The sequence below is a fragment of the Jannaschia sp. Os4 genome (genome assembly GCF_016820245.1).
Taxonomy (GTDB): Bacteria; Pseudomonadota; Alphaproteobacteria; order Rhodobacterales; family Rhodobacteraceae; genus Jannaschia.
Map to the genome: position 1 here is coordinate 84,445 of NZ_JAFCAR010000004.1, position 25,245 is coordinate 109,689.

25 protein-coding genes are annotated in these 25,245 nt (G+C 71.8%); 9 read left to right on the forward strand and 16 right to left on the reverse strand.

Annotation, left to right across the window (positions count from 1 at the left end):
* Nucleotides 1-8: 8 nt before the first annotated feature.
* Entirely contained in the window at nucleotides 9-1,412 is a 1,404-nt protein-coding gene (locus tag JQC91_RS09310; protein ID WP_203286565.1) for a sigma-54 dependent transcriptional regulator, read from the forward strand.
* A 41-nt stretch (nucleotides 1,413-1,453) separates the two neighbouring features.
* Here JQC91_RS09310 and JQC91_RS09315 read toward each other — a convergent pair whose 3' ends face one another.
* The gene (locus JQC91_RS09315; RefSeq protein WP_203286566.1) at nucleotides 1,454-1,858 is read right to left on the reverse strand and encodes a hypothetical protein; all 405 of its coding nucleotides are present in this window, start codon (nucleotides 1,856-1,858) and stop codon (nucleotides 1,454-1,456) included.
* A gap of 232 nt (nucleotides 1,859-2,090) precedes the next feature.
* Between JQC91_RS09315 and trkA the strand changes: the two genes are divergently transcribed.
* The 5 genes from trkA to JQC91_RS09340 all read left to right on the forward strand — a co-directional run bounded on the left by trkA (nucleotide 2,091) and on the right by JQC91_RS09340 (nucleotide 7,539).
* On the forward strand, nucleotides 2,091-3,473 hold the full coding sequence (gene trkA, locus JQC91_RS09320; RefSeq protein WP_203286567.1) for a Trk system potassium transporter TrkA: 1,383 nt from the start codon (nucleotides 2,091-2,093) through the stop codon (nucleotides 3,471-3,473).
* Complete coding sequence (locus JQC91_RS09325) at nucleotides 3,473-4,999, forward strand: potassium transporter TrkG (protein WP_203286568.1); 1,527 nt, start codon at nucleotides 3,473-3,475, stop codon at nucleotides 4,997-4,999. Before trkA ends, JQC91_RS09325 begins: the two co-directional genes overlap by 1 nt.
* A gap of 149 nt (nucleotides 5,000-5,148) precedes the next feature.
* Complete coding sequence (gene hfq, locus JQC91_RS09330) at nucleotides 5,149-5,412, forward strand: RNA chaperone Hfq (RefSeq protein ID WP_203286569.1); 264 nt, start codon at nucleotides 5,149-5,151, stop codon at nucleotides 5,410-5,412.
* 34 nt (nucleotides 5,413-5,446) lie between these two features.
* Complete coding sequence (gene hflX / locus JQC91_RS09335) at nucleotides 5,447-6,820, forward strand: GTPase HflX (RefSeq protein ID WP_203286570.1); 1,374 nt, start codon at nucleotides 5,447-5,449, stop codon at nucleotides 6,818-6,820.
* Nucleotides 6,821-6,972: 152 nt separating this feature from the next.
* On the forward strand, nucleotides 6,973-7,539 hold the full coding sequence (locus JQC91_RS09340) for a YSC84-related protein (protein WP_203286571.1): 567 nt from the start codon (nucleotides 6,973-6,975) through the stop codon (nucleotides 7,537-7,539).
* Between the two features lie 53 nt (nucleotides 7,540-7,592).
* Here JQC91_RS09340 and yghX read toward each other — a convergent pair whose 3' ends face one another.
* A complete protein-coding gene (gene yghX / locus JQC91_RS09345; RefSeq protein ID WP_203286572.1) occupies nucleotides 7,593-8,495 on the reverse strand; it encodes a YghX family hydrolase in 903 nt (300 codons plus the stop codon).
* 209 nt (nucleotides 8,496-8,704) lie between these two features.
* Between yghX and rpsB the strand changes: the two genes are divergently transcribed.
* A complete protein-coding gene (gene rpsB / locus JQC91_RS09350) occupies nucleotides 8,705-9,607 on the forward strand; it encodes a 30S ribosomal protein S2 (protein ID WP_203286573.1) in 903 nt (300 codons plus the stop codon).
* Between the two features lie 75 nt (nucleotides 9,608-9,682).
* Entirely contained in the window at nucleotides 9,683-10,558 is an 876-nt protein-coding gene (gene tsf, locus JQC91_RS09355; protein WP_203286574.1) for a translation elongation factor Ts, read from the forward strand.
* A gap of 229 nt (nucleotides 10,559-10,787) precedes the next feature.
* Here the strand turns inward: tsf and JQC91_RS09360 are convergent, their stop codons facing one another.
* The 11 genes from JQC91_RS09360 to JQC91_RS09410 form a co-directional block, all read right to left on the reverse strand.
* Nucleotides 10,788-11,555: a LuxR family transcriptional regulator gene (locus tag JQC91_RS09360; protein ID WP_203286575.1), complete on the reverse strand. Its 768-nt coding sequence runs from the start codon at nucleotides 11,553-11,555 to the stop codon at nucleotides 10,788-10,790.
* A gap of 72 nt (nucleotides 11,556-11,627) precedes the next feature.
* Nucleotides 11,628-12,356 (reverse strand): TIM barrel protein, encoded by a 729-nt coding sequence (locus JQC91_RS09365; protein WP_203286576.1) that lies wholly within the window; start codon nucleotides 12,354-12,356, stop codon nucleotides 11,628-11,630.
* Between the two features lie 12 nt (nucleotides 12,357-12,368).
* Nucleotides 12,369-13,007: an aldolase gene (locus JQC91_RS09370; RefSeq protein ID WP_203286577.1), complete on the reverse strand. Its 639-nt coding sequence runs from the start codon at nucleotides 13,005-13,007 to the stop codon at nucleotides 12,369-12,371.
* Entirely contained in the window at nucleotides 13,004-13,882 is an 879-nt protein-coding gene (gene ltnD / locus JQC91_RS09375; protein WP_238941463.1) for an L-threonate dehydrogenase, read from the reverse strand. The genes JQC91_RS09370 and ltnD overlap by 4 nt, the downstream gene beginning before the upstream one ends.
* 118 nt (nucleotides 13,883-14,000) lie before the next feature.
* Nucleotides 14,001-14,687, reverse strand: coding sequence for a phosphate regulon transcriptional regulator PhoB (gene phoB / locus JQC91_RS09380; RefSeq protein ID WP_203286579.1), 687 nt, complete (start codon nucleotides 14,685-14,687; stop codon nucleotides 14,001-14,003).
* Nucleotides 14,684-15,403, reverse strand: coding sequence for a phosphate signaling complex protein PhoU (gene phoU / locus JQC91_RS09385; protein ID WP_203287492.1), 720 nt, complete (start codon nucleotides 15,401-15,403; stop codon nucleotides 14,684-14,686). The genes phoB and phoU overlap by 4 nt, the downstream gene beginning before the upstream one ends.
* Nucleotides 15,404-15,408: 5 nt before the next feature.
* Nucleotides 15,409-16,206: a phosphate ABC transporter ATP-binding protein PstB gene (gene pstB / locus JQC91_RS09390; protein ID WP_203286580.1), complete on the reverse strand. Its 798-nt coding sequence runs from the start codon at nucleotides 16,204-16,206 to the stop codon at nucleotides 15,409-15,411.
* 4 nt (nucleotides 16,207-16,210) lie between these two features.
* The gene (gene pstA / locus JQC91_RS09395) at nucleotides 16,211-17,536 is read right to left on the reverse strand and encodes a phosphate ABC transporter permease PstA (protein WP_203286581.1); all 1,326 of its coding nucleotides are present in this window, start codon (nucleotides 17,534-17,536) and stop codon (nucleotides 16,211-16,213) included.
* Nucleotides 17,533-18,999, reverse strand: coding sequence for a phosphate ABC transporter permease subunit PstC (gene pstC, locus JQC91_RS09400; protein ID WP_203286582.1), 1,467 nt, complete (start codon nucleotides 18,997-18,999; stop codon nucleotides 17,533-17,535). Before pstC ends, pstA begins: the two co-directional genes overlap by 4 nt.
* 70 nt (nucleotides 19,000-19,069) lie before the next feature.
* Nucleotides 19,070-20,104 carry a substrate-binding domain-containing protein gene (locus tag JQC91_RS09405; RefSeq protein WP_203286583.1) on the reverse strand — a complete coding sequence of 345 codons (1,035 nt, stop codon included), beginning with the start codon at nucleotides 20,102-20,104 and terminating at the stop codon, nucleotides 19,070-19,072.
* A gap of 140 nt (nucleotides 20,105-20,244) precedes the next feature.
* Nucleotides 20,245-21,264 (reverse strand): ATP-binding protein, encoded by a 1,020-nt coding sequence (locus JQC91_RS09410; protein WP_203286584.1) that lies wholly within the window; start codon nucleotides 21,262-21,264, stop codon nucleotides 20,245-20,247.
* A gap of 176 nt (nucleotides 21,265-21,440) precedes the next feature.
* Here JQC91_RS09410 and JQC91_RS09415 point away from each other — a divergent pair, with 176 nt between their 5' ends.
* Entirely contained in the window at nucleotides 21,441-21,821 is a 381-nt protein-coding gene (locus tag JQC91_RS09415; protein ID WP_203286585.1) for a hypothetical protein, read from the forward strand.
* Between the two features lie 2 nt (nucleotides 21,822-21,823).
* Here the strand turns inward: JQC91_RS09415 and JQC91_RS09420 are convergent, their stop codons facing one another.
* From JQC91_RS09420 to obgE, 3 genes are read right to left on the reverse strand one after another with little or no spacing between them, the layout of a single operon-like run.
* Nucleotides 21,824-23,077 carry a glutamate-5-semialdehyde dehydrogenase gene (locus JQC91_RS09420; protein ID WP_203286586.1) on the reverse strand — a complete coding sequence of 418 codons (1,254 nt, stop codon included), beginning with the start codon at nucleotides 23,075-23,077 and terminating at the stop codon, nucleotides 21,824-21,826.
* 4 nt (nucleotides 23,078-23,081) lie between these two features.
* The gene (proB, locus tag JQC91_RS09425) at nucleotides 23,082-24,179 is read right to left on the reverse strand and encodes a glutamate 5-kinase (RefSeq protein WP_203286587.1); all 1,098 of its coding nucleotides are present in this window, start codon (nucleotides 24,177-24,179) and stop codon (nucleotides 23,082-23,084) included.
* Nucleotides 24,164-25,192: a GTPase ObgE gene (obgE, locus tag JQC91_RS09430; protein WP_203286588.1), complete on the reverse strand. Its 1,029-nt coding sequence runs from the start codon at nucleotides 25,190-25,192 to the stop codon at nucleotides 24,164-24,166. The genes proB and obgE overlap by 16 nt, the downstream gene beginning before the upstream one ends.
* Nucleotides 25,193-25,245: the final 53 nt, after the last annotated feature.

Below are 25,245 nucleotides of genomic sequence, written 5' to 3' on the forward strand. Positions count from 1 at the left end.
GCAGTCACATGGGCGACATTCTGATCACGGACGACGAGGCCGACATCCGGTCCCTCATCTCCGACATCCTTGAGGACGAGGGCTACACCTGCCGCACGGCGGGCAACTCGACGGAATGCATGGATCAGGTGCGGGAGGATCCGCCCGCGCTGATGATCCTCGACATCTGGCTCAAGGACTCGGAAATGGACGGGATCGACATCCTCAAGACCGTCCGCCGCGAGCAGCCGGACATCCCGATCATCATCATCTCCGGGCACGGCACCATCGAGATCGCGGTCGCCGCGATCAAGCAGGGCGCCTACGACTACGTCGAGAAGCCGTTCAACATCGACCAGCTGATGGTCGTGGTGGGCCGCGCGATGGAGACGGCCAAGCTGCGCCGCGAGAACACCGAGCTGCGCCGCAAGGATGCCGTCTCCGCCGAGATGGTCGGCGCCGCACCCGCGTTCCGGACGCTGACGGGCAACCTCAAGAAGGTGATGAACTCCAACGGGCGGGTCATGCTGACCGGCGCCGCCGGGGCGGGCAAGGAGGTGGCCGCGCGCTACATCCACGCGAACTCGAACCGGGCGAAGGGGCCCTTCGTGACCGTCTCCTCGGCCTCCATCGAGCCGGACCGGATGGAGACCGTGCTGTTCGGCAAGGAATCCCCCGAGAAGGGCATCGAGCCGGGGCTGCTGGAGCAGGCGCACGAGGGGGTGATCTACTTCGACGAAGTCGCCGACATGCCGGTCGGCACGCAGTCGAAGATCCTGCGCGTGCTGGTCGAGCAGGCCTTCACCCGCGTGGGCGGGCACGAGAAGGTGCGCGTCGACCTGCGCGTGATCTCCAGCACCACGCGCGACCTTCAGGCGGAGATCCGGGCGGGCCGGTTCCGCGAGGAGCTCTATCACCGGCTCAACGTGGTGCCGATCGCGGTGCCGTCGCTGGAGCAGCGGCGCGAGGACATCCCGCTGCTGGCGGACCACTTCATCGGCCTGCTCAACAAGTCGCAGGGCCTGCCGCAGCGGGAGCTGTCGGACGAGACCAAGGCCCTGCTGCAGACGATGACGTGGCCGGGCAACGTGCGCCAGCTGCGCAACGTGATCGAGCGGGTGCTGATCCTCGGCGACGGGACGGGGCCGATCGAGCCGGCGGAACTGCCGGGGCCGGGCGACGGCGCGGCGGACGGGGGCGAGATGGCGCTGCCCGGCAGCCTCGCCTCGCTGCCGCTGCGCGACGCGCGGGAGCTGTTCGAGCGGCAGTACCTGATGACGCAGATCAACCGCTTCGGCGGCAACATCTCCCGGACGGCGGCCTTCGTCGGCATGGAGCGCAGCGCGCTGCACCGGAAGCTGAAGTCGCTGGGCGTCGTCACGGCGGCCCGGGGCGGCGCGCGGGTCGCGCGGCTGGAGGCGGAGGACGCCTAACGGAAGATGAACGGGGCGGCGGGCCGAGGCCGCCGCCCCTTCTACGGCGCGGCCAAGGTGCCGTCAGCGGCGACGCAGACGCCGCGCGTGTCGAAGGGGTGAGTCGCGAGCGGCGTGACCGCGCCCCGGCAGCGGGGCAGGGAGGTCAGCGCGTAGCCCGCGCGGCCCATGCAGGCCCCGAAGGCTTGGTCGCGGCGCGGCTCGTTCCGGTCGGCGTCGAACACGTCGCGGGCCGTGCCCGCGCCGATGCAAACGTTGCCGGAGCAGCGGTTTAGCCCGACGCCCAGCGTGATCGACGGCGCGGTCGAGATGCGGCGGTCGACGGGCGCAAGGCGGCGCGCCTCGGCGCGGCAGGCGGCTTCCTCGCGGAAGGCGACGCCGGTCTCGACGCCGGGCTTGAGCCAGACGGTCGCGCTGCCCCCGGCGCAGGCGGCGAGGGCGAGCACGGCGAGGGCAAGGGGTATTTTCCGTGTCATCCGAGCACCGTACGCTGGGGGCGCCCCCTGTGCACCCCCCGTACATACATCGTGCATACGCGCGGTGCGCCCAGCCCCGTTCACCTTCGGTTAACGAAAGATCCGCGGGCTGACGGAGCCGCGGCCCGCGGCCGCCGCGCTTGACCGACCCGCCCCCCGCGCCTACGCCTCGTTCTCTCCGGAGGCGGTCCGAAGGCACCCCATGAAGGTCATCATCTGCGGCGCGGGCCAGGTCGGCTGGCAGATCGCGCGCCACCTCTCGGGCGAGCGCAACGACGTCACGGTCGTCGACAACGACGCCGACCTCGTGGCGCGGGCGACGGACTCGCTGGACGTGCAGGGGATCACCGGGTTCGCCTCCTATCCGAACGTCCTGCGCGACGCGGGCGCGGAGGACGCGGACATGCTGATCGCGGCGACCCATTCGGACGAGGTGAACATGGTGACCTGCCAGGTCGCACACTCCGTCTTCACGGTCCCGCGGAAGATCGCGCGCCTGCGGGCGCAGTCCTACCTCGAGGCGATCAACGCCGACCTCTACCGCCGCGAGCACATGCCCATCGACGTCGTGATCTCGCCGGAGCGGGAGGTGGCCGCGGCCGCCCTGCGCCGCCTGCGCGCGCCGGAGGCGTTCGACACCGAGAGCTTCATGGACGGCACGGCGCAGGTGATCGGGCTGCGGCTCGACGAGGACTGCCCGGTGCTCAACACGCCGCTGCGGCAGCTCTCCGAGCTGTTCAGCACGCTGCGCGCGGTGGTGGTGGCCGTGCGCCGCCCCCGCGGGCGCCTCTTCGCGCCGGAGCCGGGGGACCAACTCTACGCGGGCGACTCGATCTACGTGTTCACCCACACGGACGACGTGGGGCGCACGCAGGAGATCTTCGGCAAGACCGTCCGCAAGCAGGAGCGGGTCGTGATCGTCGGCGGCGGCAACGTCGGCCTCGCCGTCGCGCGTGCGCTGGAGGACGCGCCCGAGCGCATCCGGGCCAAGGTGATCGAGAAGAACCGCCGCTGCGCCGAGCTGGCGGCCGAGACCTTGGAGCGGACCATCGTGCTGCAGGGCGACGGCCTCGACATGGAGCTCCTGCGGGAGGCGTCGGTCGACCGCGCCGACAGCGTCCTGTGCGTCACGGACGACGACAAGACCAACATGCTGGCCGCCGTGCGGGCCAAGGCGAACGGCTGCCGCAAGACGATCGCGCTGATCAACGACCCGACGCTGACGCCGCTGATGGGGCCGCTCAACATCGACGCCTACATCAACCCGCGGCAGACCACGGTGTCGTCGATCCTGCGCCACGTCCGGCACGGGCGGGTGCGGACGGTCTACTCGCTGGGCGACGCCGAGGGCGAGATCATCGAGGCGCAGGTGCTCACGACCTCGCCGATGACGGGCCAGCGCATCTCGGACATCGAGTTCCCGGAGGGCGCGCTGGTGGGCGGGGTGCTCAAGCGCGACGGCACCTACGTCCGCCCGCGCGGCGACACCCGGATCGACGAGGGCGACACGGTCGCGCTCTTCGCCCTGTCGGCGGACGTGCCGGAGGTCGAGCGCCTGATGCAGGTGCAGGTGGACTTCTTCTGATGGCGGACGCCGCGCGGGGCCGGGCGGGGGCCGCGCCCGAGCGGCGGCTGCCGCTGGCGGTGCTCGCGGGGCTGGTGCTGACGGCGTCGATGCTGCTGCCGATGTCCCACGCGCTGGTCAACGACCGGCACGAGGAGGCGCGCGCGTTCTTCTACTGGGCGATCCTCCTCGGGGCGGGGTTCGGCCTTCTCGGCCTCGCCACGGCGCGGCGCGCGGAGCTGGAGGTGCGGGGCCAGCTCGTCTCGCTGGTGGTGGCCTTCGCGTTGCTGCCGCTCGCGGCGGCGCTGCCGGTGATGGAGCTGCGCCCCGAGGCGGGGCTCGGGCCGCTCTGGGTCGAGATGATCGCGGCGGCGACCACCACCGGCGGCTCGCTCTTCGCGGATGTCGAGTTCACGCGCACCATCCACCTGTGGCGCGCGCTCGTGGCGTGGCAGGGCGGCCTGCTCGTCTGGATCGCGGCGGCCGCGATCCTCGCGCCGCTGTCGCTAGGCGGGTTCGAGGTGCTGGCCCCCGGCGGCGCGCGCCTGCGGGTCGGGCGGGACGGCAGCGGCGAGGTCGACGCGCGCGCCCGCGTCGGGCGGGCCGTGCGGACCTTGGGGCCGATCTACGTCGGCCTGACCCTGTCGCTCTGGCTGCTGCTGTCGCTGATCGGCACCGATCCCACGGTCGCGGCGATTCACGCGATGTCGACGCTCTCGACCTCCGGGATCACGGGCGGGGTCGCCATCGCGTCGGGCGGCCTCCTCGCGGAGTTCGCCGTCGCGGCCTTCCTGATCTTCGCCGTCACGCGGCGGGCCTTCGCGACCGACCTGCACCGGCGGCGCATCCGGGGGATGGCGGAGGACCGCGAGGCGCGCCTCGCCTTCGTGGTGGTCCTCGCCACGGCGCTGATCCTGTTCGCGCGCCACTGGCTCGGAAGCTACGAGGTGAGCGGGATGGGCACCTTGCGCGCGGCGGCGGGCGCGCTCTGGGGGGCGGCGTTCACGGCGCTGTCCTTCCTCACGACGGCCGGCTTCGTCAGCGCGGAATGGAGCTTGGCGCGCGGCTGGTCCGGGCTGGAGAGCCCGGCGGTGCTGCTGATGGGGCTGGCGCTGTTCGGTGGCGGGGTGGCGACCACGGCGGGGGGCGTGAAGCTGCTGCGCATCTACGCGCTCTACGCCCACGGGCGGCGGGAGATGGACCTGTTGGTGCACCCGTCGGCGGCGGGCGGGCACGGGGCGGGCGCGCGGCGCCTGTCGCGGGCGGGGATCGAGGCGGCGTGGATCTTCTTCATGCTCTTCGCGCTGTCGCTCGCGGGCGCGGTGATGGCGTTCACGGCGACGGGGGTTTCGTTCGAGGCGGCGGCCGTGCTGGCGGTGGCGGCGCTTGCGACCTGCGGGCCGCTGGTCGACGCGGCGGGGATCGCGGCGGCGCGGCTGGGCGACCTGCCGGCGGCGGCGCAGGGCGTGTTCGCAGTGGCGATGGTGCTGGGGCGGCTGGAGGCCTTGGCGCTGATCGCGCTGTTCAACCCCGCCTTCTGGCGCTGACGGCGCGGAATCCGTGACGGGAACGGCACAGTCGCCCCTCCATCCGCCCGGTGGCGCTTTCCTTCGCGCGGGGGAGTCTCGACACACCGGGTCAACAAAGAATCCGCCCCCGCCCGTCGTCGCGGGAGGCCGCGACAAGGACCGGGACGATGGCCTCAGACAAGCAGAACCTCCAGGACGCGTTCCTGAACCACGTCCGGCGGGAGAAGATCCCCGTCACGATCTTCCTGATCAACGGCGTGAAGCTGCAGGGCGTCATCACGTGGTTCGACAACTTCTGCGTGCTCCTGCGCCGGGACGGCCAGTCCCAGCTCGTCTACAAGAGCGCGATCTCCACGGTCATGCCGTCCCAGCCGATCAGCCTCTACGATGGCGGTCCCACGGGCGGCGAGAAGGCCGAGGGCGAGGGGTAACGGAACCCCGGACCCTCGGAACGGTAGGGTCTCCATGAAAGAGAAGTTCTTCGATGCCGGCGCGCGCGTGACGCGCGCCGTCGTGCTGCATCCCGACACGCGCGGGGCGGACCGGTCCGGGCGCGATCCCAAGCTGGCCTTGGCCGAGGCGGTGTCCTTGGCGGCGGCGCTGCCCGACCTCGAGGTGGCGTGGGCCGACGTGGTGCGCCTGCCGCAGCCGCATCCGGGCCACCTGTTCAACCGCGGCAAGCTGGAGGAGGTCGCGCCCCGGCTGGAGGCCGAGGGGATCGACGTGGTTATGGTGGACGGGCCGGTGACGCCCGTGCAGCAGCGCAACCTCGAGCGGGAGTGGAAGGTGAAGGTGCTGGACCGTACCGGCCTGATCCTCGAGATCTTCGGCGACCGGGCGGCCACGCGGGAGGGCGTGCTGCAGGTCGACCTCGCGGCGCTCAGCTATCAGCGGACGCGGCTGGTGAAGGCGTGGACGCACCTCGAGCGGCAGCGCGGCGGATCGGGCGGGGCAGGGGGCTTCGTCGGCGGGCCGGGCGAGACGCAGATCGAGGCGGACCGCCGCGCCATCGACGAGCAGATGGTCCGCATCCGCCGCCAGCTGGAGAAGGTGACGCGCACGCGGGAGCTGCACCGCGCGGCCCGCGCCAAGGTGCCGTATCCGGTGGTGGCCCTTGTGGGCTACACGAACGCGGGCAAGTCGACGCTGTTCAACCGCCTGACCGGCGCGGAAGTGATGGCGAAGGACATGCTCTTCGCCACGCTGGACCCGACGATGCGGGCGGTGAAGCTGCCGCACGACACGGACGTGATCCTGTCGGACACGGTGGGCTTCATCTCGGACCTGCCGACGCAGCTGGTCGCGGCCTTCCGCGCCACCTTGGAGGAGGTGCTGGAGGCGGACCTGATCGTGCACGTGCGCGACGTCAGCCACCCGGAGGCGGAGGCGCAGGCGCGCGACGTCGAGACCATCCTCGAGGAGCTGGGCGTGCGCGAGGACGTGGTGCGGCTGGAGCTGTGGAACAAGGCCGACGCGCTGGAGGGGACCGCGCGGGAGGCGGTCGAGAACCGCGCCGCGCGGGACGGGGACGTCTATCTCGGCTCGGCGCTCACGGGGGAGGGGCTGGACGCCTTCCTGTCCCGCGTGGCGGAGGAGCTGACCGAGGAGGTCACGGAGGTCGCGCTGACGCTGCCGTTCGACGCGGGCCGGGCGCGCGCTTGGCTCCACGAGGTGGGTGCCGTCACGGGCGAGGGCGCGGGCGAGGGCGGGCTGGAGCTGCGGGTCGCGTGGACCGCGCGGCAGGCGGCGCGCTTCGCGCGGACGTTCCCGGAGTTCGGCGGCGACGTGGGCGGGACGGGGCCGGAGGACCGGACCGGTCCCTACGACCCCTTGGCCTGAGCCGCCGCATTCCCGCCACAAAGCGGGCCTGCGGGCCACGGTCCGGCGGGGATCGGGCCGCCGGGTGGACGGACGGGGGATCCGGGGGGCACTCTGCGGGGGCGAACGGGGCGGCACGACCCCGGCGCGAGGCACAGATATCGAGACGCATCATGACCCAGATCACGCGCCGCCGCATCCTCGCGGCCGGCTCCGCCGCGCTCTGCGCGCCCGCCCTCGCCGCATGCGGCAACGGGATCGGCTCCGCCGGCCCGCAGCGCATCGAGGCGCGCGTCGACGAGGCGACGCGCTTCATGTTCTCCAACGTCCCCGAGGCCCGGCCCGTGGCCGAGCGCTCGACCGGCATGCTGATGCTGCCCTTGGTGACGGAGGCCACGATCGGCCTCGGCGGGGCCTACGGCAACGGCGCGCTGAAGGTGCAGGGCGCGACCGTGGACTACTACTCGGTCGCCAACGCCTCCTTCGGGTTCCAGCTGGGCGCGCAGCAGTACTCGCAGGCCCTGTTCTTCATGACACCGGCGGCGCTGTCGGACTTCCGCGCGGCCCCCGGCTGGACGGCGGGCGCGGACCTCAAGTACGCGCTCAAGGCCGAGGGCGGGACGCTGACCACGGACACGACCGCGCTGACCACGCCGGTGATCGCCATGGTGTTCGGCCAGGCCGGCCTGATCGCGGGCGCGTCCATCGACGGGCAGAAGTACACGCGCATCATCCCCTGAGCGGGCCCTGACCGGACCCTGAGCGGGCCGCGCGCAGTCCGGCGCGCGCGCCCTCAGGCGAGGTAGGTCCTGAACCACGCCACCATCCGCTCCTCCGCGAGGCGGGCGGCCGCCTCGTCGTAGCGGGGCGTGGTGTCGTTGTGGAAGCCGTGGTTCACGCCCGGGTAGATGTGCGCCTCGTAGCGCTTGTCGTTCTCCTCCAGCGCCTTCTGGAAGTCGGGCCACATCGCGTTGATGCGCTGGTCCAGCGCGGCGAGCTGGAACATCAGCGGCGCCTCGATCGACGGGACGATCTCGGCGGGCATGGAGCCGTAGAAGGGCACCCCCGCCGCCATCTCGGGATAGGCCGCCGCCAGCCGGTTCACCACGCCGCCGCCGTAGCAGAAGCCCGTCGCGCCGACCTTGCCGTTCGTCCCCTCCAGCGCGGCGAGGTGCTCGAACCCGGCGAAGAAGTCGTTGAGCAACGCCTCTTGGTCTAGGCTGCGCTGCATGGTGCGCCCCTCGTCGTCCGTGCCGGGGTAGCCGCCGAGCGACGACAGCCCGTCGGGCCCCATCGCCACGAACCCGGCTTTGGCCAGACGGCGCACGACGTCGCGGATGTAGGGGTTCAGGCCGCGGTTCTCGTGGACGACGAGGATCGCGGCGGGCGGGCGCTCGGGGTCCGTCTCGGCGGGGCGCACGAGATAGGCGGTGATCTCGCCGGTGCCGTCGGGGCTGGCGTAGGTGATGTCCTCGCCCACGATGTCGTCGTCGTCCTCAGCGACCTGCTGTGCGAGCGCGTAGTTCGGCGCGAGCGTCCCGAGGATCGCGGCGGCGGTCAGGCCGCCGACGGCCCACTTGCCCGCCCGGTCGAGGAACTCGCGCTTCGAGATGCGCCCGTGGGCGTAGTAGTCGTAGAGGTCCAAGAGGTCCTGGTCGAAGTCGGCGGCCGTCAGCCGGCGCTCGGGCGTGCTCATGTCGGGTCTCCCTCCGCTGGGGCAGGACGTAACGCGGCGGCCCCGTCCGGCCAGCGCCCCCTTGCGCCCCGCCTGCATCCGGCCTAGCTGCGCGTCACTTCGCAGGCGGGGGCGGGCCCCTGGGGGAGACATCCCCGGACGGTCCACCGGTTTTCCCATCTGGGGAATGATCCCCCGCCGAGGCACAAACCGGAAAAGGAACGTCGCAGATGGCTCTGCCCGATTTCTCCCTGCGCCAGCTTCTCGAAGCGGGCGTCCACTTCGGCCACCAGACGCAGCGCTGGAACCCCCGCATGGGGTCGTACATCTACGGCGCCAAGAACGGGATCCACATCATGGACCTGACCCAGACGGTCCCGATGCTGGAGCAGGCGCTCACGGCCGTGCGCGAGACCGCCGCCAAGGGCGGCCGCATCCTGTTCGTCGGCACCAAGCGGCAGGCGCAGAAGCCCGTCGCCGACGCCGCCGAGCGTTGCGCGCAGTACTACATGAACCACCGCTGGCTGGGCGGCACGCTCACCAACTGGAAGACGGTCTCGAACTCGATCCAGCGCCTGCGCTCCATCGACGAGAAGATGGAGGAGGGCGGCGAGGGCCTGACCAAGAAGGAGCGCCTCGGGATGGAGCGCGACCAGACGAAGCTGCAGGCTTCGCTGGGCGGCATCCGCGAGATGGGCGGCCTGCCCGACCTGTTGTTCGTCATCGACGTCAACAAGGAGGACCTCGCGATCGCCGAGGCCAAGAAGCTCGGCATCCCGGTCGTCGCGGTGGTCGACTCGAACGCGTCCCCCGAGGGCGTGGACTACGTGATCCCCGGCAACGACGACGCGGCGCGCGCCATCGCGCTCTACTGCGACCTCGTGGCCCGCGCGGCGCTGGACGGCATGACCGCCCAGCTGGGCGCGGCGGGCGTCGACCTCGGCGAGTTCGAGGAAGGCATGGACGAGGAGGGCGTGGTCGATCCGGGCGCGGCCGAGAACCCGGACGTGGACATCCCGCCCGCGGACGCGGAGCGCACGGACGCGCAGCCGCCGGCCGAGCAGGCGCAGCCCGCCGCCGGCGCGGACGGGATCGAGAACCCCGCCGAGACGCCCGAGGACACGACCGCCTGACCGGCGGTCCGTCCGACCCTGCCGCGCGGAGACGCTCCGCGCGGCCCCTGACCCATTCATCCAAGGAGTGAGCCGATGGCCATCACCGCCGCTCAAGTGAAGCAACTCCGCGACCAGACCGGCGCGGGCATGATGGACGCCAAGAAGGCGCTGACCGAGACCGACGGCGACATCGACGCGGCCGTGGACTGGCTGCGCACCAAGGGCCTCGCCAAGGCCGCCAAGAAGTCGGGCCGCACCGCCGCCGAGGGCCTCGTGGCCGTCACGGTGATGAACGGCACGGGCGTCGCGGTCGAGGTGAACTCGGAGACGGACTTCGTGGCGAAGAACGCCGACTTCCAGTCGATGGTCGCCGGCATCGCGCGCGCCGCGCTGGACGTGGACGACACCGACGCGCTGATGAGCGCGGACATGGGCGGCAAGTCCGTGCAGGACACCGTGACCGACAAGATCGCCACCATCGGCGAGAACATGTCCGTCCGGCGCATGGCCAAGCTCTCGGGCGGGTCGGTCGTGTCCTATGTGCACAACGCCGCCGCACCCGACATGGGCAAGATCGGCGTGCTCGTCGCGCTGTCGGGCGAGGACACGGCGCTCGGCAAGCAGATCGCGATGCACATCGCCGCGACCAACCCGGCCGCGCTGAACGAGGCGGAGCTGGATCAGGCGATCGTCGACAAGGAGCGTCAGGTCCAGATCGACATCGCGCGCGAGTCGGGCAAGCCGGAGCAGGTCATCGAGAAGATGATCGAGGGCCGGATGAAGAAGTACATGGCCGAGGTCACGCTGGTGAACCAGCAGTTCGTCGTGAACCCGGACGTGACCGTGGGCCAAGCGGCCAAGGACGCGGGCGTCGAGATCACGGGCTACGTCCGCCTCGAGGTCGGCGAGGGCATCGAGGTGGTCAAGGAGGACTTCGCCGCCGAGGTCGCCAAGGCCGCGCAGGGCTGATCGCCGCGACCCGGAAAGGAGGCCCCCGCCGCAGCCGCGGCGGGGGCCTCTTCTCGTCCGGAGGAAGAGGTGGGGCGGCAGGCGGGGTCGCCCGGCCTAACCCGCCGGATGCGTCCCGCCCGCCCGACTCCGCGGCCAAATTGCCGATGTTCCCGGAGGCCCTCGGAGGTTCGCACGAGCGGTCGGCGGGGGGCACTGCGGAATTCCTCACCCCGCCATCCGCACGGGTTCAGGACGCGCCGGTCACGTCGTGGTCCGGATACCACAGGACCTGGTTCTGGAGCGCGGCCTTGGCCACGGCCTGCGCCGTCGTCTCGACGTTCAGGCGCTCGCGCCCGTCGCGCAGGTGCTTCTCGACCATGGAGACGGAGACGCCCATCAGCGTGCTCACGTCGCGGGCCGCCTTGCCCTCGGCGACGTAGCGCAGCGCCTCGCGCTGGCGCGCGGTCAGAAGGCCGCGCCGGGGCAGGGCGCTGACCGCGAGATGGAGCGTGTTGTTCGCGAGGAGCAGGTCGTCCCCGTGCTCCGCGAGGAGCGCGTCCACCTCTGCCTGGTCCATCGACGTGGTGCCCAGCCCGATTCCGGCGCCGTGCCGGAAGGTCGGGCGCGCGAAGGCGACGCCGAAGCCGTGCCGCACCCCGTGCTGCGCGTTGAAGGCGAGGATGCGCTGCTCCTCGGGGCCGTACTCGCCCGCCTTGGCCTTCTCTAGGATCGTGGAGAAGGACAGGATCCCGACGTTGTCGATCGACCACCGGACCAGCGGCGCGTGGCGGAACATCCCCCCTTGGACGTAGGCGCGGGTGAACGCCTCGTCGTGGGTCGTGAGGACGAGCGCGTCCTCCAGGTGGCCGAGGTTGGACCCGTCCCGGAACTTGGTCGCGGCGTAGAGGAGCTTGTCGAAGCCGTATCCCGCCATCCGGGCCGCGTGGATGTCCCACGCCGCCTCGATCGTCTCCGCCGCCATGACGGCGAGCAGGTCGGCCCTGTCGAGCTTCATAGCCGCCGCCTCTCTCCTCGCGTCAGGGATGCCGCAGGCGTGGTGGCCATGTCCACACCCATCGCCGCAGCCTCACCCTTGCGCCAATGCGTCCCGCCAGCCGAGGCCCGCCCGCGTCCCGCCCGCCGGGACGTACTCGCAGCCGAACGCACCCTGCCATCCCGCCGCCGCGAGCGCGGCGAGGGCAGGGGCCTCGGGCTCGTGGCGCGTTCGCGGGTGCGCCACCTGCACGTGCCCGATGCGGTCGCGATGCGCGCGGAACGTCACGACGGGGTCGTCCCCCTCCTGCGCGACGTGGAACAGGTCGAACATGGCGCGCAGCCGCGGCGATCCGACCCGCTCGATCATCTCCGCCGCCTCCGCGATCCGCCGCAGGGGATAGACGGGCTTCGCCGTGCGCGAGAGCGGCTCGATCAGGATCGTCGGCCCGTCGCCCGCCGTGGCATGGCGCAGCGTGTCCGCGTAGGCGTCCATCGCCTCGGGCGTCGGTTCGTGGTGGCCGGCGAGGACATGCACCGCCTTGGCCCCGAGGGCGCGCGCCATCGAGAGGGCCGCGTCGACATCCGCCCGCGCGGCCGCGCGGTCGGGCCCCGCGGCCCGTCCCCCGTCGTCCATCGCCGCGTTGAGGCCGATGACCGGCAGGCCCGCGCCGCGCAGGGCCGCGCGCAGGTCGTCCTCGGCCTCGTGACGCCATTCGTCGTGGAACTCGACGGCGTGGAACCCGTCGGAGGCCGCCGCGGCGATCCGGTCGAGGAAGGGAAGGTCCGCGTAGAGGAAGCCGGTGTTGGCGGAGAGGATCATGGCAAGGCTCCCTTATCCGAGATCGACGTCGAACTTGGCCGCGACGCGCGCGACGGTCTGCGGGTCCAAGGCGCGCGCGCCCATCCCGTGGGTGAGCAGGGCGAGGCGGGCCGTCGCCTCCAGCTCCTCGATGGCGTCGCAGGCGGCCTCGGGGCTGCTTCCCGCGACGACGGGGCCGTGATGGGCGAGCATGACGGCCGAGCGCCGCCCCGCGAGCCCGCGCACCGCGTCGCCCATCGCCGGGTCGCCGGGCAGGAACACCGGGAGGAGCTGGACCCGGCCGAGCTTCATCACCGCGTAGGGCGTGAGCGCCGGGAGCCAGTCGGCCTCATCCTGCGCGGGCAGGAGGGAGAGCGCGACGGAGTGGGCGGGATGGAGGTGGACGACGGCGTTCGCGGTTCCGCGCGTCTCGTAGAAGGCGGCGTGGAGCGGCATCTCCTTGGTCGGCGGGTCGCCGTCGACGTGGTTTCCGGCGTCGTCGAAGCGCGACAGGCGCGCCGGGTCGAGGCGTCCGAAGCTGCTGCCCGTGGGCGAGACGAGCAGGCCGCCATCCGGCGTACGCGCGGAGATATTCCCAGTCGATCCGTGGGTTAGGCCGCGATCGTAAAGTGACCGTGCCAAGATGCACAGCCGTTCGCGCAGGTCCGTCATGGATCGCCGGGAAGACGGAGGCCGGCGTTGCGCGCATAGACCTTCGCCACCGCCGCGTCGTCCTCGCGCCCGAGGCCGGAGCCGCTGGCGGCGAGGAACTGCTGCATCGCGGCCGCCGCGAGGGGCGCGCCGAAGCCCGATCCGCGGGCCGCGTCGAGCACGATGCCGAGGTCCTTAGGCCAGATGTCGACGGCGGAGCGGGGTTCGTAGTCGCTCTCGGCCACGTGCGGCGCGCGGTTCTCCAGCATCCACGAGGTGCCCGCGCAATGCGGGATCACGCGCAGGAAGGTGTCCGGGTCGATGCCTTGGCTGATCCCGAAGGTGATCGCCTCGGCCATCGCCGCGATGTGAACGCCGGCCAGCAACTGGTTGACGGACTTCATCGCGCTGCCCGTGCCCGGCGCGTCGCCGAGGTCGAACACCGTGGCCGCGCAGGCGTCGAGCACGGGGCGCGCCGCGTCGAAGGCCGCGCGCGCGCCGGAGGCCATGATCGACAGCTCGCCCGAGGCCGCCTTGGCCGCGCCGCCCGAGATCGGGGCGTCGAGGTAGTGGAGTCCGTCCGGCAGGCGGGCGGCAATGCCGCGGGCCTGCGCGGCGGACATGGTGGCGCAGGCGAGGACGACCGCGTTCGACAGCTTGGGCGCGATGCCGTCGTCGCCGTAGAGCACGGCCTCGGTCTGCGCGCCGGTCAGGACCACGAGGACCACGGCGTCGAGGTCGGCCCACGGCACGTCGCCGGGCTGGCCGCCTTCGCCGAGGAAGCGCGCGGAGGCGTTCGCGTTCACGTCGCGGCCCCAGACGCGGTGGCCCGCGCGCAGCAGGGACGCGGCCATGCCGTAGCCCATGGAACCCAAACCGATCACCGCGACGTCCATGCGTACCTCCATGCGTGGTGGCGTGGGTGTGCGGGGGGGCACCGGCGCGGTCAAGCCACGCCAGTCGATTACATAATTCCGCTTACAGGACACATATCCGTCCGTCGGCGAGGGGGGCCTACCCCAGCGCGTAGCCCGCTCCGCGCACGGTGCGGATCGGATCGTCCTCGCCGGTCGCGTTGCGCAGTGCCTTGCGGAGCCGTCCCACGTGGACGTCGACGGTCCGCGTGTCGACATGGATGTCGCGGCCCCAGACGCGGTCGAGCAGCTGCTCGCGCGACCAGACCCGTCCGGGGCGTTCGAGGAAGGTCGAGAGCAGCCGGAACTCCGTCGGGCCGAGGTGGATCTCCGTGCCGGCGCGCGTGACGCGATGCGTCTCGGCGTCGAGGCTGACGTCGCCGTGCTCAAGCGTCGCGCCGACGCTCGCCGGACGGACGCGGCGCAACTGGGTCCGGATGCGGGCCATGAGCTCGGGCACGGAATACGGCTTGACCACGTAGTCGTCTGCGCCGGTCTCGAGGCCGCGGACGCGGTCCAACTCCTCGGCGCGGGCGGAGATCATCACCACGGGGATCGCGCGGGTCTCGGGCGCGGCCTTGATGCGGCGGCAGACCTCGATCCCGGACACCTCGGGCAGCATCCAGTCGAGCAGGATCAGGTCCGGCCCCTCGTCGCGCGCCATCTCCCATGCGGCGTCGCCCGCGTCGGCGGAGAGCACGTCGTAGCCCTCGGCCTCGAGGTTGTAGACGAGCACCTCGCGCTGCGACGGCTCGTCCTCGACCACGAGGACCGTGGGGGCGCTCATGCGCCCTGCCCCGCCTCCGGACGGCTGGTCATGTCCGCCTTGGGCCGGTCGTCGTCGGGCAGCTCGCCCGTCACGAGGTAGATCACCTGCTCGGCCACGGCGGTGCAGAGGTCGCCCATCCGCTCGATGTTCTTAGCCATGAAGTGCAGGTGCATGCAGGCGGTGATGTTGCGCGGATCCTCCATCATGTGGGTGAGGTACTCGCGGAACAGGCCGTCATACATCTGGTCCACCTCCACGTCGCGCGCCCACACATCCTGGGCGAGGTCGGCATCGCGCTGGATGTAGGCGTCGAGCGTGTCCTTCAGCATCGCCTGCACCAGCCGGCCCATCCGCCGGAGCGACGGTGCCGCGCCGTCGACGGGGTGGAGGTCCATAATGATCTCAGTGCGTTTCGCGATGTTCTTCGCGTAGTCGCCGATCCGCTCGAGGGCGGCGGAGATGCGGAACACCGTGAGCACCGTGCGGAGGTCCGTGGCGATGGGCTGGCGCAGCGCGATGACGCGCGCGGCCTCCTCGTTCACCCGCTGCTCCATGCGGTCGATCTCCTTGTCGCCCCGCCGGACGAGGAGCGCGCGCTCGGCGTCCTGCGTGGCGAGGGCCTCGATGGCCTCGCCGATGGCGGCCTCGACCTGCCCGCCCATCTTCATGAGCATGGCTTGGATCGCTTCCAGATCCCGGTCGAAGGCCGAGACGATGTGGCGGCTGCCGATCATGTCGCTCATCCGATGCGCCCCGAGATGTAGGATTCGGTCCGGGGATCCTCGGGCTGGGTGAAGATCTGCCCGGTCTCCCCGTATTCGACGAGGTTCCCGAGGTGAAAGAAGGCCGTGCGCTGGCTCACGCGGGCGGCCTGCTGCATGGAGTGGGTGACGATCACCACGGTGAAGTTCTGCCGCAATTCGTCGATCAGTTCCTCCACCTGCCCCGTGGCGATGGGGTCGAGGGCCGAGCACGGCTCGTCCATCAGCAGCACCTCGGGCGAGGTGGCGACGGCGCGCGCGATGCACAGGCGCTGCTGCTGCCCGCCCGACAGGCCGGTGCCCGGCTGATCGAGCCGGTCCTTCGCCTCGTCCCAGAGGGCGGCGCGGCGGAGCGACTGCTCGACGATGCCGTCAAGCTCGGCCTTGTTGCGCGACAGGCCGTGGATGCGGGGGCCGTAGGCCACGTTGTCGTAGATCGACTTGGGAAACGGGTTCGGCTTCTGGAACACCATGCCGACCTTGGCACGCAGCTGCACCGGATCGACGCGCCGGTCGTAGACGTCCTCGCCGTCCAAGGTGATGTCGCCCGTGACCCGCGCGATCGGGATGGTGTCGTTCATCCGGTTCAGGCAGCGCAGGAAGGTCGACTTGCCGCAGCCCGACGGGCCGATGAAGGCTGTGACGGTCCGGTCGGGGATGTCGATCGACACGTCCTTGATCGCGTGGGTGTCGCCGTAGTGCACGTCCACGCCGCGCGCCTGCATCTTCGTGGCCATCTCGGTCCGCACCCTCTCGGTGAGTCGCATGTCGTTCATCGGCTTACCATCGCCGCTCGAAGCGGCGCCTCAGGAAAATCGCGGTCAGGTTCATGACCAGCAGGAACAGCAGCAGGACGATGATCGCGCCGGACGCCCGCTCGAAGAAGCCGGGATCGGCGCGCTGCGTCCAGTTGTAGATCTGGACGGGCAGCGCGGAGGCCGGGTCGAACAGCCCCTCGGGCGGCGCGTCCGGATACTCGCGCACGAAGGCCACCATCCCGATCAGCAGCAGCGGCGCGGTCTCGCCCAGCGCCTGCGCCAACCCGATGATCGTCCCCGTCAAGATGCCCGGCATCGCCAAGGGGAGGACGTGGTGGAACACGCTCTGCATCTTCGACGCGCCGAGGCCGAGGGCCGCGTCCCGGATGGACGGCGGCACCGCCTTGAGCGCGGCGCGGGTGGCGATGATGATCGTGGGCAGCGTCATCAGGGTCAGCACGAGGCCGCCGACGATGGGCGCCGACTGGGGCAGGCCGGCCCAGTTGATGAAGATGGCGAGGCCGAGGATGCCGAACACGATCGACGGCACCGCGGCGAGGTTGGAGATGTTCACCTCGATCAGGTCCGTCAGCCGGTTCTGCGGGGCGAACTCCTCGAGGTAGATGCTGGCGGCCACGCCGATGGGCAGGGCCAGCACGAGCACGACGAGCATCATGTAGAGCGAGCCCAGCATCGCCACGCCGAGGCCCGCCGCCTCGACCCGGTTGTCTGAGGCGTCCGGCGCGGTGATGAAGCTCCAGTTGAACCCCGCGGTCAGCACGCCCGCGTCGCGCAGGGATTCGGCGGCGCGGAGCTGCTCGGGCGAGACGTTGCGGTCCAGCTCCGCGCTCTCGTAGGTGACCCGGCCCTTGAAGAAGCCGTCGATGCGCCCGTTGGCGAGGATCGTGAAGGGCACCGGCTCGCCGTAGCGGTCGGCGTTTGCGAGGGCGAACTCCCGCAACGTGGCGGCCGCCTCGTCCGACAGGAGCGAGATCGCCACCTCGGCGTCCACGTCGGTCCCCTGCTCCGCGAGGTATGCCGCCAGCGCCTCCTGCAGCATCGCCTTGTAGGCGGAGGTCTTGAGGAGCGCGCCCTCCGCCTCGGCCACCTGCTCGGCCTGCAGGGTGACGGGGAAGGATAGCTTGGCCTGCGTGAACGCGCCGAGCCCGTTCGACAGGATAGAGAGGAGCAGCACGACCAAGGCGCCGAAGGCGACCGCGATGGCCCCGAGCCCGTAGGCCCGGAACCGCTTCTCCGCCGCGTTGCGCCTCGCGGTGCGGGCGTCGGGGGCCATGAGCGAGTTGGCGGGCGCGGTCGCCGGGGCGCCCGATGCGGTGGCGTCGGTCATTCGTACTGCTCCCGGTAGGTGCGGACGATGTAGAGGGCGAGGACGTTCAGCCCGAGCGTGATCACGAAGAGCGTCAGGCCCAGCGCGAAGGCCACGAGCGTCTCCGGCGAGGCGAAGTCGGTGTCGCCGGTGAGCTGGCTGACGATCTTCACGGTCACCGTGGTCATCGCCTCGAAGGGGTTGAGCGAGAGCTTGGCCGCCGCCCCTGCCCCGAGGACCACGATCATCGTCTCGCCGATGGCGCGCGAGGCGGCGAGCAGGACCGCGCCCACGATGCCCGGCAGCGCGGCGGGGAGGATCACCTGCCGGATGGTCTCGGCATGGGTGGCGCCCAGCCCGAACGAGCCGTCGCGCATCGCCTGCGGCACCGCGTTGATGATGTCGTCGGAGAGGGAGGACACGAAGGGGATCAGCATGATCCCCATCACCAGCCCCGCGGTCATCACCGACGAGGCCGAGTTGCCCAAGCCCAGCGGCGAGGCGATGGCGTCGCGCAGCAGCGGGCCGACGGTGATCAGCGCGAAGAGGCCGTAGACGATGGTCGGGATGCCCGCGAGCACCTCGATCACCGGCTTGGCGACCGAGCGCATCCGCTTGGACGCGAACTCGCTGAGGTAGATCGCGGCGAGGAGGCCCACCGGGACCGCCACGAGGAGCGCGATGAACGAGATGTAGAGCGTGCCCCAGAGCAGCGGCACGATGCCCAGCTCCGACCCCCCGCCCCGGCCCGAGAAGGACGGGTCCCAGTTGGTCGAGAAGAAGAAGGAGGAGGCGGGGTATTGCGAGAAGAAGTTGACCGTCTCGAACAGCATGGAGGCGACGATCCCCACCGTCGTGAGCACCGCGATGGAGGCGGCGGCGACGAGGAGGACGAGCACCCCCCGCTCGACGAAGTTGCGCGCCCGGTAGTCGGCGTGGGACCGCTTGAGCGCCACGCCCAGCCCGATGGCGAGGACGGCGAGCACCGCGACCCACATCACGACGCGCAGCGTGGCCGCGGTCGCGCGCATGTCCCGCGCCGCCTCCAGCACGTAGGGCGAGACGTCCGAGCCGAGCGCCACGCCCGCCTGGCCGAGCAGCCCGCGCACGTCGTCCTCGGCGGTGAGCGCGGCGAGGCCCTCGGGCGTGGCGACCCCGGCCGCGATGGCCGCGTCGAGCCCGTCCGCCACCCGCCGCACGTCCGCCATCACGAGGGAGCGGGCCGCCCCGTCCTCCAGCACCTCGGGAGGGATGGCGCCCACCACGGCGCGGTCGAGCAGGACCGGCTGCAGGATCAGCCACGCGACGAGCAGCCCCAGCGCGGGCAGCATCGCCGTCAGCAGGCCGTTGAGCCCGTGGTAGAGCGGGCGGGAGTGCATGACGCGCGTGTCGCCCCCGGCGGAGGCGACCGCCCTGCCCCGCGCGAGCGCGAAGCCCGCGAGGCCCGTGACGAGGACGATAGCGAAGAGCCAGATGGTCGGCATGGATCGATCCCGGAAGCGGATCGACCGGGCCGTGACGGCCCGGTCGCAGGATGGACGGCGCGGCGTCCGGTCAGTTCATCACCGTCTCGTCGGCCACCGCCGCCTGCGTGGCGGCCAGTTCGGGGTCGGAGACGAGGCCGTACTGCGCGAGCGGCCCGGACGGGCCCGCCAGCTCGTCGGCCACGAAGAAGGTCGCGAACTCCTTGAGGCCGGGGATCACGCCGATATGCGCCTTCTTGATGTAGAAGAAGAGCGGGCGCGAGACGGGGTACTCGCCGGACGCGATCGTCTCGGTCGAGGGGGCCACGCCGCCCATCGTCGCGACCTTCAGCTTGTCGGTGTTGTTCTCGTAGAACGCGAGGCCGAACACCCCTACGCCCTCGGGGTTCGAGTCGATCCGCGCCAGCGTCTCGGTGTAGTCGCCGTCGATGTCGACCGCGCGCCCGTCCGAGCGGACCGACATGCAGGCGTCCTCGGCCGCGTCCTCGTCCATGCCGGCGGCCATCATGCGCTCCATCGCACCGGTCTCCTCGCAGCCCACGAGCAGCACCTTCTCCTCGAAGACCTCGCGCGTGCCGTGCTTGGTGCCGGGGATGAAGGCCGCGATCCCGACCTCGGGCAGCCCGTCGCGGACGTCGGCCCACGTGACGTTCGGGTTGGCGGCCATCGTGCCGTCCTCGCCGGGGATCTCGGCGGCCATGGCGAGGTACCAGTCGGACGGCTCGAACTCCGTGAAGGCCGGGCCGGACTGCTGCGAGGCGAAGACGATGCCGTCGTAGCCGATGCGGACCTCGACGATGTCGGTCACGCCGTTGGCGGCGCAGACCTCGCGCTCGCCGTCGCGGATCTGGCGGGAGGCGTTCGCGATGTCGATCGTGTTCTCGCCCACGCCCTCGCAGAAGCGCTTGAGGCCCGCGGACGAGCCGCCCGACTCGACGACCGGGGTCGGGAAGTCGGTGTTCTCGCCGAAGGCCTCGGCCACGATGGCGGCGTAGGGCAGGACCGTCGAGGACCCGGCCACTTGGACCTGATCGCGGGATTGGGCGCCGGCGGCGGACGCGGCGCAGATCGCGAGGCCGGAGATGGCGAGGCGGGTGAAGGACATGGATGCACTCCTGTCGAGACGTCTGTGACCGCCCCCCCTGGGCGATCTCGCGGGCCAGCTAGGTCGCGCGCGTCGACCCTTTGTGACGGTTGGGTATCGGTTTTGTGACAGTCGGGGTTCCCTCCGGCCCTGACGTGGCGTCAGGACGCGTCCGGCAGCAGCACCGCGACGGACGTGCCGCGCCCCAGCGCGCTGTCGATCCGCAGGCGCCCCCGGTGGCGGGTCACGATGTGCTTGACGATGGCGAGGCCCAGCCCCGTGCCGCCCGCCGCGCGCGAGCGGTGCGCGTCGACGCGGTAGAAGCGGTCCGTGAGGCGGGGCACGTGCTCGGGCGCGATGCCCGGCCCCCTGTCCCGCACCGTCATGCGCCACGCGGGGCCGCGCAGCACCGGCTCCCGCGCGACGTGGTCCAGCGCGACCTCCGCCGCCCCGCCGCCGTAGCGCAGCGCATTCTCGAGGAGGTTCGTGGCCACCTGCACCAGCTGGTCCGCATCCCCCCGCACCCACGCCGGACCGCCCAGCCGCATCTCCACGGCCATCCTGTCCTCCAAGGGCTCGGCGGCCCCGCGCACGACCTCCGCCCAGTCGAGCCGCGCGGTGGGGCGCCGTGCCGCCTGCGCCTCGACGCGGGCCAAGGACATCAGGTCCGCGACGAGGCGGCTCATCCGCTCCGCCTCGCGCCGCATCAGCCCGAGGAACCGCGCGCGCCCTCCGGCGTCGTCCCGCGCCGGTCCCTCCAGCGTGTCGATGAAGCCGAGGATCGCCGTCAGCGGGGTCTTCAGCTCGTGGCTGACGTTGGCGACGAAGGCGCTCTGGAGCGCCTCGTCCCGCTTTGCCGCCGAGACGTCGCGGAAGACCAGCAGGGCGTGCAGCCCGCGGTCCAGGACGAGGGGCGTGAGCTGGAGGCGGAGGCGGCTCTCGACCCCTTCCGCGACATGGGTAACCTCCACCGCGCCGCCCGCGCCGTGGGCGAAGCAGCCGTCCACGAGCGACAGGATCGGCGGCTGGCGCAGCGCGCTGACATAGGACTGGCCCACGATCCAGACGCCGAAGCGGGCTTGGGCGGGCGCGTTCGCCACGGCCACGCGCCCGTCCGGACCGAGCAGGAGCGCCGCGTCCGACAGCGCGTCGAGCACCGCGCCCACCACCTTCAGGGCCACGGGTGGGCCCCGGTGATCCGCGCACGTGGCGCAACCTCCGCGCGACTGCGGCGCGACGCTTTCGCACCTATCAGGAAACGCTTGTCCGTGTTACGAAATCTGCAAGGTGGCCGTCCGGGTGGGTTCGGGCCGGCACCCTGCGAGGCCGTCCGCCGTGACGGTCGGGGGACAGTACGATGACCGAGGCGAAGGGCACGATCCCCTCCGGGGGGGCGGAGATCGTCACCATCGGATTGCGTGACACCGAGCGCGGCTCGGTCGTCCACCGCCTCTTCGGCGCGGTGTGCGGCGGGGCCAGCGCGGCGGAGATCGGCGACCTGACCGCCGACCGGCTCCGGCGCGTCCCGGCGGTCGTGACGCCGGCCGTGGCGCGCGGCCACGACGCGGTGGAGGTCGCGAAGCGGCTCCGCCGGGCGCGGTTCGCGGGGCGGCTCGTGGTGGTGGTCGAGGACTGCCCCGACGAGGAGGTGCTGCGCCGCGACGTCGTCGATGCCGCGCCCGACCTCGCCGTCGACGTGGTCCCGCTCGGCCGCCCGCCCCGCTTGATGGCGGGCTGACGTCACGGACGGACCGCCCCGCCGCCCTCCACGAGATACTTGAACGAGGTCAGCTGCTCGGCCCCGACCGGCCCGCGCGCGTGCATCTTGCCCGTGGCGATGCCGATCTCCGCGCCCATCCCGAACTCGCCCCCGTCCGCGAACTGGGTCGAGGCGTTGTGCATCACGATCGCGCTGTCCACCCGCTCGAAGAAGCGGTCCACGGCGGCGGCGTCCTCGGCGATGATGCAGTCGGTGTGCTGGCTCCCGTGGCGGCGGATGTGATCGATCGCCGCGTCCACGTCGTCCACGACCCGCGCCGCGATCACCATGTCGAGGAACTCCGTCCCCCAGTCCTCCGCCGTGGCCGCCTTGGCGGCGCGCAGCCCCTCGGCATGGACCTCCACGCCCGCCTCGGACAGCGCGTCCACGAGATCCTGCCCCAGACCCTCGGCCACGTCGCGGTGGATCAGCAGGCACTCGGCGGCGCCGCAGATGCCGGTGCGCCGGGTCTTGGCGTTCAGGACGATGCGCTTGGCCATCTCCGGGTCGGCGGAGCGGTCGACGTAGACGTGCACGATCCCCTCGAGATGGGCGAAGACCGGCACACGTGCCTCGCGCTGGACGAGGCCCACGAGGCCCCTGCCCCCGCGTGGCACGATCACGTCGATGAACTCCGTGGCCGTCAGCATCGCCTGCACCATCGCGCGGTCGCGCGTCGGCACCAGTTGGACCGCGTCCTCGGGCAGGTTCGCGTCGCGCAGGCCCTTGGCGATGGCGGCGTGGATCGCGGTCGCGGAATGCAGCGCCTCGGACCCCGCGCGCAGGATCACCGCGTTGCCGGACTTCAGGCACAGCGCGGCGGCGTCGGCGGTCACGTTCGGGCGGCTCTCGAAGATCACGCCGATCACGCCGAGCGGCGTGCGGACGCGGCGGATGCGAAGCCCGTTGGGGCGGTCCCATTCGGCGATGGTCTCGCCCACGGGGTCGGGCTGCTCGGCGATGGCGCGGAGGCTGTCGACGATCCCGCGGATGCGGTCTTCGTCCAGCCGCAGACGGTCCATCATCGCGGCCGACAGGCCCTTGGATTCCCCGAACGCCATGTCGCGCCCGTTGGCCTCGATCACCTCCGCGCGGGAGGACCACAGCGCCTCGGCCGCGCCGATGAGGGCGGCGTGCTTGCGCTCGGCGGTCGCGACGGCGAGGGCGGTCGAGGCGGCGCGGGCGCGGCGGCCCATCTCGTCCATCAGGACGGCGGCGTCTTGGATGTCCTTCATGGCGTCACTCCGTGGCGAGGTCGTCGCGGTGGATCAGGGCGGCGCGCCCCGGATAGCCCAGCAGCGCCGGGATGTCAGCGCTGCGGCGGCCCAGGATCGCGCGCGCCTCCTCCGCCGTGTAGCGGGTCAGCCCGACGCCGAGGCGGGTCGCGCCCTCGACGGCGACGGGATCGCCGCGCCCGAACTCGCCCGATATGCCCGTCACCCCGGCGGGCAGGAGCGAGCGGCCCGCGCGCAGCGCCGCCTCCGCGCCCGCGTCGATGCGGACCGTGCCCTTGGGCGGCATCGCCGCGATCCAGCGCTTGCGGGCCGTGCGCGGGTCGTCGGCGGCGGCGAACCACGTCGCGTTCGCACCGTCCTGCAACGCCTTGAGCGGGCGGGGAACGTCACCCTTGGTGATGACGAGCGCGCAGCCCGCCTCCGTCGCGGTCTTGGCGGCGAGGACCTTGGTGACCATGCCGCCCTTGGAGACGCCCGAGACCCCCTCCCCGGCCATCGCCTCGATGGCGGGGGTGATGCTCTCCACGGTCCCGAGCCGCTCGGCCGACGGATCGAGCATGGGGTTGGCGGTGTAGAGGCCGTCCACGTCGGATAGCAGGACGCAGAGGTCCGCCCCCGCCATGGCCGCCACCTGCGCGGCGAGGCGGTCGTTGTCGCCCCAGCGGATCTCGTCGGTCGCGATGGTGTCGTTCTCGTTGGCGATGGGCACGACCCCCAAGGACAGCATCGTCTCAAAGGTCGCGCGCATGTTGAGGTAGCGGCGGCGGTCGCGGCTGTCGTCCAAGGTTAGGAGGACCTGCGCGCAGGTGATCGCGGGCGCGAGCGCGTCCTGGTAGGCTTGGGCGAGGCGGATTTGTCCAACGGCGGCCGCGGCTTGCGACTGTTCCAGCGAGAGCGGCGGGGCGAGGCCGAGGACCGTGCGCCCGAGCGCGATGGAGCCGGAGGAGACGACGATCACCTCCGTCTCCTGCCTCCGGAGCCACGCGAGGTCGGCGGCCAACCCCGCCAGCCAGTCGGCGCGCACGGTGCCGTCGGGCCGGACGAGGAGGGCGGAGCCGATCTTGACGACGACCCGGCGGGCCTCCGTCAGACGGGCGACCACGGGCCGTCGCCCTCCTCGGGCGCCTCGTCGGGGCGGATCATGCGGTGGAGGGCGCGCAGCACCTCGGTGACGCCATCGCCGGAGACGCCCGACATCGACATCACCTTCGTTCCGCAAGCCTTTGACAACGCTTGTTGCTGCGCTGCAGCATCGTCGTCGGTGAGCGCGTCGGTCTTGTTGAGCACGGTGAGGCGGGGCTTGTCGTTGAGGCCGCCGCCATAGGCCTCGAGCTCCGTGATCACGGTCCGCCAGTCGGCCACGACGTCGGCGGAGGTGCCGTCGACGAGGTGCAGCAGCGCGCCGCAGCGCTCGACGTGGCCGAGGAAGCGATCGCCGATGCCGCGGCCCTCGGAGGCGCCCTCGATCAGGCCGGGGATGTCGGCCACGACGAACTCCTTCCCATCGACGCCGACGACCCCGAGGTTGGGGACGAGCGTGGTGAACGGGTAGTCCGCGATCTTGGGGCGGGCGTTCGACGTGGCGGCGAGGAAGGTCGACTTTCCCGCGTTGGGCAGGCCGAGCAGGCCCACGTCCGCGATCAGCTTGAGGCGCAGCCAGATCGTGCGGTCCACGCCGGCTTGGCCGGGATTCGCCCGACGCGGGGCGCGGTTGGTGGACGACGTGAAGTGCAGATTGCCGAAGCCGCCGTTGCCGCCCTTGGCCAAGGTCACGACCTGCCCCACCTCGGTCAGGTCGGCGAGCACGGTCTCCTGGTCCTCGTCGAGCACCTCGGTGCCGACGGGAACCTTGAGCACGATGTCGTCGCCGTCCTTGCCGGTGCGCTGGCGGCTCATGCCGCCCTGCCCGTTCTTGGCGAAGAAGTGCTGCTGGTAGCGGAAGTCGATGAGCGTGTTTAGGCCCTCGACCGCCTCGACCACGACGTCGCCGCCGCGCCCGCCGTTGCCGCCGTCGGGGCCGCCATACTCGATGTACTTCTCGCGGCGGAACGAGACCGCGCCGTTCCCGCCGGCGCCGGAGCGGATGTAGACCTTGGCGAGATCGAGGAACTTCATGGCATGGCCCTACGCCCCGGCGGGCGGGGCCTCAAGATGGGGGTTGATCGAGC